This is a genomic window from Paenibacillus sp. P4_A9, from assembly GCF_056402415.1.
This window is the reverse complement of the sequence record NZ_JBFUHL010000038.1, coordinates 1-14,075: the sequence shown is the minus strand read 5'-3', so window position 1 is coordinate 14,075 and position 14,075 is coordinate 1. Positions and strand designations below refer to the sequence as shown.

The 14,075-nt window shown below is 43.2% G+C and carries 5 protein-coding genes; all 5 read right to left on the bottom strand.

Features of this window, described 5'->3' with window-relative positions; all coding sequences use genetic code 11:
• Positions 1–59: 59 nt before the first annotated feature.
• Positions 60–1,529: a hypothetical protein gene (locus AC1DVJ_RS21155; RefSeq protein WP_477593155.1), complete on the bottom strand. Its 1,470-nt coding sequence runs from the start codon at positions 1,527–1,529 to the stop codon at positions 60–62.
• Positions 1,530–1,703: 174 nt separating this feature from the next.
• On the bottom strand, positions 1,704–4,562 hold the full coding sequence (locus AC1DVJ_RS21150; protein WP_477593154.1) for a right-handed parallel beta-helix repeat-containing protein: 2,859 nt from the start codon (positions 4,560–4,562) through the stop codon (positions 1,704–1,706).
• Between the two features lie 202 nt (positions 4,563–4,764).
• Positions 4,765–6,624: a heparinase II/III family protein gene (locus AC1DVJ_RS21145; protein ID WP_477593153.1), complete on the bottom strand. Its 1,860-nt coding sequence runs from the start codon at positions 6,622–6,624 to the stop codon at positions 4,765–4,767.
• A 177-nt stretch (positions 6,625–6,801) separates the two neighbouring features.
• Positions 6,802–12,600 (bottom strand): immunoglobulin-like domain-containing protein, encoded by a 5,799-nt coding sequence (locus AC1DVJ_RS21140; protein WP_477593152.1) that lies wholly within the window; start codon positions 12,598–12,600, stop codon positions 6,802–6,804.
• A 208-nt stretch (positions 12,601–12,808) separates the two neighbouring features.
• A partial coding sequence (locus tag AC1DVJ_RS21135; protein ID WP_477593151.1) for an ABC transporter substrate-binding protein occupies positions 12,809–14,075 on the bottom strand: 1,267 nt, incomplete at its 5' end.

Here is a 14,075-nt window from a genome sequence, read left to right as displayed (position 1 = left end):
AAGTTTGTCTGACATCTAACTTATCTTAATAGTCACTAGCAAAAATATTGTTGGGTTCCTTATCGCCAACTGCCTAGGTAAGGAGCATCTGCTACACTGGATATCTGCAGCTCGGATTCCTCCCACTCACCTGACATCAAGTAGATGCCATCGTTCGTCTTCATGAAGATAGGCTTCGTTCCAAATATGAAATGTTCCGGTAATGTACGATCCCCGCCTACCCAACTCATATCTCTTCCAAACAGCTTTTCGTCTTTGCGGCCAATAAGCTGGTACTGATCGCGTGCGAAGTAATCCGTAATCGTCCAATGCTGATCCCTTTCTACCCACATGCAACCATTCCCGAGCAGGACGGAGATCCTTTTCCCTGCCTCTTTATCTTGTAACTCTTCCCAAAATTTATCATCCGTTCCATTACGAGTAACAAGATAGAGAAGATCATGCGAATGCCATGCGGTCGAAGGGGCTACATCTGCCTCATTGTTCCAGTCGGTTGCGGAAGCAAAGTAGCCTCTCGGATTCTGATAAGCGGCATACGTCTGGTCGCATCCTTCCAAAAACACGCTAAGTTCAGCATCAGGAACATGCTTTAAGTATTCCTCCATCGCATATAGCGTCATCCCCATGCCCGCAATTAACATCGGTTTGTCAAGCTTCACCCATTGACTGCCTGAGTGGTACCAGACACGGTGCATCCTTACTTGGTTACGGCTGTCATACCATGAGCTCCTTGCAACGTGGCGGCAAAGCGCTCCTGCATGCTCCAAATATCCCTCATCCCCGAACAATTTATAAGCCAGCACAAGCGGTCCAATCAGTAAACCATAATATTCGCCTGGCTCGGTACTCGTCTTATCACTACCATATCGGTATGAGGCTTCGCAATCCATATCCGGCAGTCCACGGAAGTGGAACTGTTCAATCATGAAGTCCAGTTGTTGTCGCAGCTCCTCTTTTCGCTCCACATCCGAGTCGATAGCACGATGATGAAGCAGCTTACCCCAAATTCGCGAATATTCTTGGTTACTAATTGCTCTACCTTTGGCATTCATAATGCCAAACGAATATATGCGATCGATCGCTTCAAAGTTCCGCTCCATGGCAGCAAGAATTTGGCCTTTCACCTCTAGAGATAAAAAGTCTTCCCCATATTGCAAAGTTAGACCAAGTGAAACATTCGTAATCCCGTTATGAATAAGCCCAAATTTAGCACTATCTCCAATCTGAAAACCGATATGGTCATATTGACCATCTTCTTGAAAAGAAGTCGTTTGAAAGCGAATCATTTGAAGTAGTTGACTTTCAAGATTAGTATCCCGTCTTTCCTTCAACAGCAGCGCTAGCGTTGGCATTAATGGGCTGCCCCATGTGCTGTGACCGCTCGTGAAATCCGACCAACGGTACGGATTCGAGCCCCAAACTGAGTGATTATGAAACCCATGAATCTCTCCACTTGGTTGTACCCAAGAAAGCAGCCAATTGGCAAGTTTGCCCGCATTTGGCCGCTCTTCGATTTGATGTTCTTTCATTGAAATGCCCCCTGACATGGATGTCCATGAACCTAATAATACCTTTATTGTACTTCACGCAACGACTGTAAAGTTTAGCTGGTTCTCACAATATTGTTGATATTTTGCACAAATCATATATATAGAAAAAAACCGGACTTAGAGCATACTCGCTCCAAGTCTGGTCCTCATCTTTTACTGAATACTTATATCATCAAAATAAGATGTATTCGTATTACCCGACCATAGATCCCCAATTTGTATCTTTTTAAAGCTAGTCAAACCTGTCGGTGATGAAACTAGTGTACCGTCAATGTACATATCAACTTTCGTACCTGACGTATAATCCCACTTGAATTCATGCCAGCCTGTCGTCCGTGTTACCGTGGTAGCAGAATGCGTCCCCCCTAAGCGAATCGAATACTTCGTTGAGGAAGTCGGCGTATTGACTTCAATGCCACGAACCGTGACGCCATCGTCTACAAAACCAGCCACCTGCATATTCGTTGCACTGGCATTGTCATAAAACCACATGGTTACCACTTTATTGTAGCTAGTGTTAAATGTTTGTTGTATGGCATCCATATCTTCATTGACGATATAGCTGTTACTTCCAGAATGTTTAACTGCAGTACTCGTCGAAGGCGTCCCTTTACCTGGAACGACAACCCAATTCCCTAGTCCGCTCTCGAAACCATCAAACGAATACATGGATTGGTAAGTGGTTGGATCTAGTACTAATCCTGCATCATCCGCGTAAGCTTCTCCCGTGCCAGACGTTTTCTTGAAGTAAATCGTGGCACTCGTATTCGCTGCCCCTGTAGTAAAATTGACCTTTACAAATGTCCATGTAGCGCTACTGGATGGCGTCGATACATCGGATCCGCCGTAGTTTTTAACGCCTAACGCGGCAGTTTCACCAGCTGGTGTTCTTAGCCAGCCGCCAGCAACATAGCTCGTATTCGGTTGCAGACCTGTAATCGTTTGAGCAACACCGTCAACACCGCCGCTGAGCTTGACACCATAGAGTTGAGAACGAGAATGTCCGGCATTGGCAGCCAGCCCCCAGTGGTTCTCATTGTAAGCAACAGCATTGCCGGCATCCGTAGTGGACCAACCMGATAAATTCCCTAACTCAAATCCTGCGTTGATCACCCTATTCATTGTAGGTGTACTTGGGCTCGCATATGTCGGACTAGGCGGAGTCGTGAAATTATGACCAGCCGTCCAATTCGTGCCGCCATACTCATAGGCACCAATATCTGGCGCACTGCCTACATAGCCATCTGTAATACCAGGTATGATGATTCCTGTATCTCTGGCGGCTGATGTCGAAAGCAACTGATAGTCACGCGCTGCTTCATTTACAAATCCAGGAGTAGTCGTTAGATTACTTCCAATGGTTGTATAGGCCGTTACTTCCGCATCATAGCCCTTCACAATGTTGTTAAAGATACGATCGCCGTACATATCCGTTGTAAAAATATTCCCCCAAGCTTGAACCGTACCCGCATTCGTCCATGAAGTATTGTTGTAGACGAGGTTATATTCCGATGGGATATTCAACTGCAACCCAGCGTTATTCCAAGTCACGTTATGATGAATAATAAAATTGTTGGTGTAGTTATCCAAATAAATGCCCATACCTAGACTGGCAGATTTGGCATCGTGCACCCAATTGTGATGAATTTCTGTGTTTCCACCATCTGTATTCGGTCCATAGAGCATGCCAAGGTCATTGGTTAGCCACCCTGCGTTATAGACATTGTTATATTGAATGTCATTGGCACTCATCCCCGCGTAGAAGTAGATGGTAACCCTGCCTGAATCGCTAACGGTATTATGACTAATCAGGCTATTTAACCCTTTCAGGTTCACTAGTCCTTCCCAATCCGGTACATAACCGCCTTCATGAATATAGCTGTTAATCACGTTGTTTGAGGTACCCTTTACCGTAACTAGACTACCTGAGCTATAGGCAAGCTCACTGTCTTTGATCACATTATTGGTTCCGTCTAAAATAATGCCAAGATTCGTTTGCTCATTCGCAATGGTATTGAGCTTATTATGAGAAATATATTTGCTAACGAGGCCTTGCAGCAAACAGTTATTGGTCGAACTATTCATTTGAATCGTCGACGCTACCGTTTGAATGCCTTTGAGATCCACATAACCTTTGCCGGATAGATCGAAGGCCGTATTTCTCTTTTTGGCTTCAACTGTCACGCTTGATGGGCTTCCGCCGCCCGGTGCCCATAAGTACAGCATGGAATTGGCAGAATCATACCACCACTCCTTCTCTACATCTAAGGCGCCTTTGATCCCTGATAAATAATATTTATTGCCTGATGCTGGAACATACGAGGCTCCTGTAACCTTTAAAGCACCGAAAGTCAGTTTCTTCGTTGTAGCATCGTAGGCAGTAATGGTGGAAGTCATTGCAATCCAACTGCTTCCACTTGTGGTCCAAAGTGTAGCCCCATTCCAAAATCCAGTCGCTCCTGGAAGATTCGTATCGACAATATGCGTCAAATCTGACCCAGACTGCATAGTGGCTCGGGTCGGCTGTATCAATGTACCCGTTTGATTTGGCCAACGCGCTTCATCCATCATCGCACCATTCACAAACACTTGGTTGCCTGCCCCTAAAGTCCAATTCATTGGCGCTTTATAGACATTACCGCTGTCCAGCGTCCACCCCGAAACGACATCACTACCACTAACAATAACTGTTTCACCTGTGTAATTCTGATATGTAATCTTGTTCCCCGCGGTGCCTGAATTGGATGGGGTAACAGTTTCGCGATATGTCCCGCCTCTTATGGTAACCGTATCACCAGCTTGCGCCGTGAGCGCAGCTTTCTGAATGGTTAGGAAGGGTGTACTAACCGATGTTCCATTATTGGAATCGCTTCCATTAGTGGCTACATAAAAAGTGGTTCCTGCGGCTTTTACTTCTGTGTTAGGGACAGCTACAGCTAAAGGTGCGATTAGTAAAGCGCTCAATATGAATTTCGACAAACGACTCTTCCATCCACTGTTGTTCCTAATCATTCGCACACGCTCCTCGTTGATCATTGGTTTGTTTCATGGTACAAACACAATATAATCCCGCTAACACAGAGCTGCATTGCCTTCATTCATTGATTGCCTTACTTCACTGATTTCCTGATTCCCTCCCCTCCTATTTAAAATCCTATTTATATGCGAGAGGAAGCCCATGACAATAGTCACGGGCTAACCTGAACCGCCTTAATTAACCCTCACTGATTTCAAACCGAAACTCAGCAGTCATTTCTTGTTTTACTTGCGTGTGATGCAACACAATCCGGTAGAATGGCATGCCAGATTTATAGTGAGAGTCTACCAATAGGTGCTCGATTTCAAGTTTCCATAGGTGCGGATCGTAGATAAATATCACCGAATTCATTTGTAATTGTCCAGAACCTATTTCACGAGGCAGTACGGAACTAATGAAAACCTCCTGAAATGTTGCCGGCGCTTTATTCAAAGCGACCCTATCCATAATGACCAATTGGGGCAACTCATGGCTTGAACGCTTCCACACAAACTCGCGAGTGAGACTTACTAATGAATCGCAGTCGTAAGCTTTCGTCAAATCAAGACTGACTTGGAGGCTATCTTCTGAGATTTGTTGGTGCAGGATCTCGGACCTGTATGATTTCCCAAATCCTTGTCGACAGCCATCTATAATCGGAACAGAATGGCCATGAGAACCCGCGTTGATCATCTCATACCTAAATTTAGGTTGAAAATATTGTTTGGTATAACGCCCCAGGCCTAAATCCGCGAGAACATTTTGTCCATTAACATGCAAAATAAAGTGCCCGAGATCATTATGATTGTGCGGCTCTTCATTAAATCCACCTTTGGCTGCGAAAGCAGTAATTCCACCTTGTGAACTCCTTACTTTCGAGATGACCCATTGATTACCCGTGAAAATCTGTTCTTGAAGCCTCTCGCCATCTTCTGTAGCGTGTACAGTTTCCGAATCCAGCGACCACAGCATCCCTCTCGTTACATCTAGCCAATTACCTGGAACTGGTTTCAATCGATACTCAATCGTTGGAAGCTGAAGTTCTGGTACATAGTGCTGTAACCGCTGTATCAGTCCTGGGTTCAAGGTGACTTCCTCGGCTGAATCGGAGAAGTTGACGACTTTCCCTCCCGTCAGCATACAAAATTGCGGGAACCGCGAAATCGCTGCGACCTTCTCATCGGCAAGGAGAGAAATTCGTCCATGGGTCCGTTCTTTTAACAATTCTGCAAAATAAACAAAATGTGAAAACCCGTATTGCCAATACGCGGGCCCTTCTGGAGTCGCACCCTGCTCATCAAATCCTGAGAAATAATTACGCAGCACCCCGATCACACGCCAAAGCATGCCTGCTAGCTTCTCACTATCTTCAATCATGTAAATGGCCGTTGCCCCAATACTTGAGGAGCAAACTGCCGGCCAATTGTTTGTTTTCAATTCCCAGTTTTGAGGTGTGGGGTCATTGAAATAGACGTTGAATATTCGCTTTTCAATTTCCTCTTTCACACGATGTACAACCCAAGGATGCAAGCGATCTTTAAGCAAATGAACCGTTTCCGCTAATGTGAATGCAGTCATCCCTGCTAGCAGATCTACCGTTTCACGCGGCGGTACAAGTTGATCCCAAATGCCGTTCGGATACTCGTTCACATAAAGGCCAAAATGTGCAGGTAACACCCAGGTATATTCGTTACATACGTTCCAAATCGCATTTTCAAGTCCGGACTTCCATTCCGGCTTATCTTCTGTCATCGCAAGCATGCTGAAAGTATAGATACCTGAGTAGAGCTGTTCGAACGCTTTCTGATAGGTCGCTCTATCTCCCGTATCACCAAATAAAGTGAACTCCGTAAAAAGTGGAGCTCGAGCGGGACTTTGAATGAGATCTGCTGCTTGCTTCTCTAATGAACGCCAGAATTCGGAATAGTTTACATCTTCCCGGATGCGATTCCAATTCTCAGCATCGGTTGCTTCTGAATAAAGTGTACACGGTAACTGTTGCGTTTCCTCTAAAGCATTCTTTAGTTGACGAAAGGTTAATTGCTGGAGCAATTTCATCATCCCTTCTTCCTATCAAGACATATTAAAGATAGAGTGCATACTGTAATTTTAATTTACATAGCCTCGGTAAAGTTTCGCTAATTTGCACTGAATTGTTGTTTTTTTGCACAAAATAAACATCTCATGAACAAACGAAGGGCACTCCCTGAGAGAGTGCCCTTTCGTTACAACATCCTATTTAGATCTCAAACTGAAWGTAATTKTAAGAGGCGTTGTTGAAACAAGKGTATRSGTTGAAGGTAATACAACTTCAACTTGATATTTCCCWGCTGCCAGATTTTTGGTGCTCAAATTAAAGATATATTGMTTAGCTGTACTATCATAACGGAAWAGCGTTCCTGTCGAAGCGTCAGTCGAAATCACATCTTCAATATCTGTTCCATCTACATTAGCTGACAAGTAAGTGACTTTTATTGTTGCACTTAAATCGGAAACATATTGATTTAAAGCGTCCGTTAGTTGGAATTTCACTGGGACTGTGCTTCCTTTTTTGAAAACACTTGAACCATCCGAATTTATCGGATTTAAAATTCCACTAAACTTATAGACGTTTATTACTTGAACCGTTCTCGTAGCGATTGCTGTGTTTCCAGCATGATCTTGGACACTGTACGTAATTGAATAAGTACCCTCTTTGGATGTATCAACTGTTCCGGTTGTTACAATCGAGCTCGTTACATCGCCATCCACATTGTCAGTAGCTGTCGCCCCAGCGTCTGTGTATGTCGAACCCAAGTAAACTGTTGTAAAATTAGAACCTGAAACCGTAATGGTCGGCACAGTCGCATCTATAACATTGACTTGAATCTCTGCACCTGATGTCGAATAGCGGTTTCCATCGAAACCATTCCATGTAAATACATCTGCTCCTACATAATCAGTAGCAGGCGTAAAGGACAAGTTGGCAAGATCATTTGCAAGAATCACTTGATCTACCGCTACATTTGCACCGCTTAACTTCAGTGTACCGTGGGCTGGCAACGTCAGAATCTTGACATTAACCAAGGCGTCACTATCTGGATCACTAAAGCCAAAATTTGTAGCCGCAAGATAAACGGCTGAGTTTACAGTAGTTGTAAGCGTTGTGTTAGCAACTACTGGCAGCTTATTCAATGAAACCACAACGGTTTTGGTAACCGAGTTCCCCAGATTGATACCATCAAAGCCTACAAAGCTCAAGCCGCGAGGTGCAACGGTTGGAGTTGCTGAGTTGTTACTGTACTGCACAGTTTGCAAAGCAGCCTGCCATTGAGCAGCAGTTGCACCACTTGCAGAAGAAAGTGTAAGAATACCTGCGGTTGCATCGTAGCTGCCTGCAATATCTCCCATCGTGCTAGGAGCATTGGTAAGCTGCAATACATCTTCTGCACTCTTGAAGCCATCCACGATACTTACCATTACTTTTGCAGTATTGAGTATAGTGGCGGAATCCAAATCTTTAAAGGTAATACCACTGTCAACAGCTACACCATTTGTATCCGCATAGTATGTGGTCGTGTTGGTTGATGGTGTGATCGTAGGACCCATGGTGTCTAAAGAGGTGGTTACCGCTACATTATCCCAGTAGGAGGTTACAACTTTTGTCACTGCATTTTCCCAAAAATCACCTATGGCAATGTAATTGGGAACTTCTGTAGTGAGTGTTTCTGTGAGTTCCGACTTACCATCGATATAAAGTGTTACTTTACCTGATGTGGTAAAGTCGAACTTGTATTGATGCCATCCTGCTTTTCTTACAGAAGTAGTCGGAATAAACTGGTTAAACGTAGTACCAATCTTCGTATTCGGTGTACGCATACTATAATTTGATGTTGAGCCTTGCGCTCCATTTAAATACTGCCCAAGGAACCAAGAGTTCGTAGGAGCAGTACTACTTTTTATCTGAAACACCTGATTAATACCAGCGGCTGTAGGATCGCTCTCATAAAACCAAGCGGTAACAACCTTGTTGCGGAAATCCCAACCAGCTTTGGTTTGATTAATAGCATTTAAGTTGCCGCCATTGGTACTTGTGGAAGCACCAGCAGAGCGATAACTACTAAAGCCATCATAACTAAATTCGGAAGTCGTAGCAGGTGTTGCTGCTACAATTCCAGCAGTTCCGGAAGTATTCGCCTTCCAAGGTCCCATCAAAGTAGGATTTGCACTGTTAGTTGTGTTAGCCTTTCCGCCAGAGATATCTACTGGATCATTCTCGAAGTTGTCAAAGTAGTATGTCTGGATAACATTCACAAAAAATGTCTTCGTGATGACTGTAGCACCATCCGTTACCGTAACGGTCATTGTGGACAAACCAACAGGAAGCGAACCACCAGTTGTAAAGGGCTGATTTGTACCAAGAGCATTTGTCACAGTCATGGATACTTGCGGATTATTTCCGCCTCTGATTTTAGGTACAAAGCTCACTACGGCACTGGTATCTGTCGTGGTAGCTGTTCCCACTGTCAAGTTCTTAGGTACAGTGAAGTCCAACGGTCCTTTGAGAGTGGTTGTATCCACAACATTCACATTATCAAAGTTACCTGTACTGTTTTCCCCTGTGAAAAAGTCTCCCAACGCAATGGTGTTAAAAGAAAAAGCTTTGTTGGAATACCCTACCCAAACTTGATCAATATACATATCCACACCAGTACCAGATGAATAATCAAATGTAAGCTTATGCCAACCTGGCGTACGAGGAACGGTTGACGTTTGCCACACACCTGTGCCAAGTGTAATCGAGTAATTCGTTGCAGAATTCGCAGTGTGGATACCTGCGCCATACATATAAGCAATCTTATCAAAGTTTGTTGCACCACTGTTGTCAACATGTGCGATAAGGCTCTTATTGCCTGCCGCCATGTCGTCATAGAAATCTACTGTTGCAACCTTTGCATAGGATGAGCTTAATACTCTATAGACTGCATTTTTGTCTACAGAGCCATCTAGTTTATAGCTATAGTTACCCTCTGACTTAATCGTTGAATCGAGAAGAGGTGTACCCAAGCCCCAAGTCCAGTTAGCAGGATGCCATGAATCTTCAAAGCCATTAAAGTATGTGCTGCCCGCTGGATAGACAGGGGTGTAAGCTGAATCCTCTGATAATCCCAACTCGTCAATGTAGCCTCTTAAAGTGTTGGTACCACTTTTTTTCACATAGTAAGTCAAACTGGTATCATTCGGTCCAGTTGTAAAAGTAATACTATGTGTAGGGCGGGCTGTCGCACCAGCGCCACCAAAGGTTGAAGCCGTTGCTTGCTTTACAGGAGGATTCGTTGCAAGCCCAGTAATGCCCAATTCAAGATAGTCTGAGGCTGCTACTGGCGTTTGTTTAAATACGATGAAATCCATAAACATACAAGTACGTGCCAAAGCCGCTGGGTTTGTGTTTGTAAACTTCAAGTAAATATCCACTGATGCACCGCCTGCAGGTACGTTTGCCAGAGTATTTATGGCCCTATAACCCCAACCCACATTACTACCCAGTGTCTGCGAAGCCATCAACACGCCGCCTGCCGCTGGGTCACCCTTATACATCTCTATCTTACCAGTAGAGTTTTCAGAAGCAGTACCAAACATTACTTTGTCTACACCAGTTGCAAACTCAACACCTGGGAATTTAAGTGTAACAGATGAACCTGCAATAAATGCGCCTTCTGAATTACGGAAAGAAAAAGAATCAGGAGCGGTTGCTGGTGTGATTGGAATTGCATCTGAATAGTATCTACGTTCACCCATTACCTTACCCCAAAGCGAGGCAGTGTACTTGGTGTTTGGCTTTACAGTAACTGTTTGGGAAATCTGTTCGTTATTTTTTAGGACTGCACCTTTGTAGCCATCTTTTATAAGCATACCTTGTGCTTTTTGTCCACCGTTTCTAAAATCCCATGCGTTATGTGTAATTATAGATGGAGAACCTACGGTAGTCCAATTATCCAATCCGTCCACAAAACCGCCGTTCTTTAGCAACTGTTGATAAGGTAAATCCTTCAACTGGAACGTTGGGTTAATGTTTGAAGCATTCGCAATATCATAGCCAGCAGTCCAAACTGATCCCGGCTGAACTGCGCCTTGTACAGCAAAACCAGTCGTGTGTCCATCTGTTACACCTGGAATTTCTATGCTTCGATACTGCTCTGGTGTTTTCAGTCTGAAATCGCCATTGGCTGGGTCTACAAAAATTGCACCAATAACAGCATTCGTACCCGTAGTATTATACTGCTCAACTGCTCCACCTGCCGTTTGGCTGGCAAATGCGCCACCCAAGATGTTGCCCATGAGTACCGTTCCAAAAGATTCAAGTTGGTCATTAGGGTCGCCCCAATTGCCAAAACTATTGTCTTTTGAGTTGTGAATTGTATTGTTTACAATAGTCATACGCTCGTTAGGCAAATTGATAAGCATAGCAACTTTAGTGTTGTAAATAATGTTGTCATAGATTTTTAAGTTTCCAGACACGTTATCAGGATAGATACCCTCTACGTTTGCCGAGTTAGGCACATCATAAAGAATATTGTGGTGAATTTCTGAACCGTCAAAGTCATGGTTTACAAGGTAGATGATACCGCCATCGAAGGAAATCTTCATCGTATCATGCATTTTGTTGTACTGAATGACGGAGGTTTGGAACTTACCGCCAATAGCTGCACGACCCACGTTATAGATTTCGTTGTGGCTAACCAGCTGATTGTAGCCAAAGATACCTACACCATCTTGATAATAACCAAAAAGGTCAACATCGTGAATGTTGTTGTTGATTACCTTGTTGTCATGCCCCAACATTTTGATGCCATAACCATACATGTCTTTGATTTCACAATCACGTACCGTGTTGTTATAACCATCTAACTCAAACGATTTTGTAAGGCCATCTGTAAGCACACTCATTGTAAAAAGTTTGTTATAGGAATCTACTTTTTCGATAACAGCACCTTTGAATGTGTTGTCATGAGAGTTTTTAAAGTTCACTCCCGCAGAACGAATGTTAATACCTTGAATGGTAATATTTGAACGCCCATCTAAGTTAAACACATTCTCTCTGTTTTTGAACTCAACTTGACCGCTACTTGGGTTAATAACTGTAGCAGAAGCATCTGTTAAGTACGCATACAACTTACCGGCAGCAACATCTTTATACCACACTGCTGCGTTCGATGGTTTTGTAGCTGCGCCAGCAATAAGCTTAAGCGCTTGATAGCTGTTAGAAAGGTACATACCACTTCCTGGATTAAATGATTTTGGTGTGTATCCAGATAGCGGCCACTTAAAGTTGATTTGATTGGCCGTATTGCTAACAACTTCACCAGTCTGTGCAGAGAATCCATTGTTTGACGATGCATACACGAGTGCACCTGTCCAAGCATTCGCTGTCATGCCAGTAAATCCACGTAGATACTCGTTGTCATACGTTAAAAATTGTCCATCTGCATTCACAGTACCCGTTGGGTCAGTATCTGCATTTGAAGCATTTACAAATTTTCCATACTTTGACTTGACTAAGAGTTCACTGTCTTTTATATATGGGAATCTTGCTGGGCTCATGGATACAGGGTTACCAGTCGAATCCGTAAAAAATGCAATGTTGCCGTTACCGCTATCAAAATTCCAAGGCACATTAGCCTCAAAAATACCAGCATCTACGGTTTCTGTCCATCCTGTCACCAAGTCGCCACCGGACATGATAACTTTATCACTATTGTAGTTCTTAAATGTCACATTGTTATTTGCAGGAGTAACCGTCTCACGGTAAACACCAGCCTTAATCTCGACTATGTCACCGCTAGCTGCTACATCTGCCGCTTTTTGGATGGTCTTAAAAGGTGCCACTAAAGAACCAACGTTAGCGTCACTACCATTTGTACCATCAACATAATAACTTGTCGCACCTGCCGCTAATGTTGTATCCGGCATGGACAGAATGGGTGCGCAAATCATAAGAATCGCTAACAATAAGGCAATCATTTTGTTCGATTTCCKGGCTATTCCCTTATGCATAAACTATACCTCCATTTTGTATTTAAGTCAGCCTGCATCTAGTCTCAGCGGGTATTTGAAGATGATCTCAGCATTTTTTCAATTTATGTAAACGCTCTCATGCTGATTTGAAATAAAAGATCCAGTAGTCCAAATTTTCTCTAAGTGAAAGGGAGTCATTGCTTCATACAAAGCAATGACTCCTTTCATTCAATCCATTTACTTCAACTTATTTCTTAGTTTTCAAGAACTCGTCAACTTGTTTTTGAAGTTCAGCTACAACTTTGTCTGAACCTGCTTTTTTCATTTTCTCAATGAATTCAGCATATTTCTTGTCAGAGTCAGCAACTGCTCCTGTTTCGATAACTGATCCACCTGCACCAGCATATTCTTTAACAACTGCCGCGATTTGTGCAAGTTCTGTTTTAATTGGATCAAGATTTGGTTTATAACCTAGCAATGGTGAAACGGTTGCAGTGGCATTCGCGTCTTGCCAAATTTTCGTGTAATTAGCTGGATTTGCTTGTGTTTCGAAGCTATTAGCTACGTTACCAAGACCCCAGACAAATGCGCCATATTTAGCATCTGCTGTTCCTTGACCTGAGTAACCAATTGTTTCAATTTTATTGTCGGCAGTTTTCTTATAGTGCTTGCCTTCAATACCCCATACGAGAAGGTTATAAAGATCTTTCCCCTTAGCCGTATCTAACAAGTTAATAAGCTGCATAGCGCGCTCAGGGTTTTTAGATGTTCTTGTAATAGCTAAGTTCGTGGAATCAGACAAGTTGGAGATAACATACTTCTCTTCCATTGGAATTAGCTGAATTGGGAAACCATATCTTGTAGAATCTGCTTTYGAAACATCTTCGATACTGCCTACCATCGTATGGAACCAAGCAATGTTTCCGTCTGGCTTGCCTTCATCTTGACGTTGATTTTGCAAGCTCAAAATATCTTTACGGATGTAACCTTTAGCATACCAATCCGTCATTGTTTTGATATAACGYTGCTCATCAGGTGTGTCATACAAATTGATAACCTTTAAGCTCTTCGGATCCTTCAAATCACCTACTAATTTGAAAGATGGTGTAATGATATTGTGATGCACCATTCCTGTAAGTACATTCGGGCTAAAGCCTTTACGTAATAGATTGTTCTGCTTCAATTTCTCTAGGTAACTTTCGATGACAGCGAGTGATTCCTTGGATGCAGGACCCGTTTTGTAGAAAGTTTCTTGTGCTACCTTCGGATCGATGTATCCTTTATCAATAAACTCTTTCGGTACACGCATCGTTGGACGGTTATCWACCGCTTGTTGATAGTTTGGAATCGCATATAATTTGCCATTCACACGAGCGCGGTCCAATACCCAAGATGGAATTTCTTTCTTAATTTCTGGTGCATATTTATCAACTAATGAATCCAATTCGATATAAGAACCTTTGTTGACTTCACCTGGATAATCCAATAGATATCCTGTCCATGCAATGTCAATC

What these genes read in the sequence shown, in the direction of transcription:
- AC1DVJ_RS21155 (WP_477593155.1), bottom strand. Translation starts at nt 1,529, where the DNA reads ATGAAAGAACATCAAATCGAAGAGCGGCCAAATGCGGGCAAACTTGCC.
- AC1DVJ_RS21145 (WP_477593153.1), bottom strand. Translation starts at nt 6,624, where the DNA reads ATGAAATTGCTCCAGCAATTAACCTTTCGTCAACTAAAGAATGCTTTA.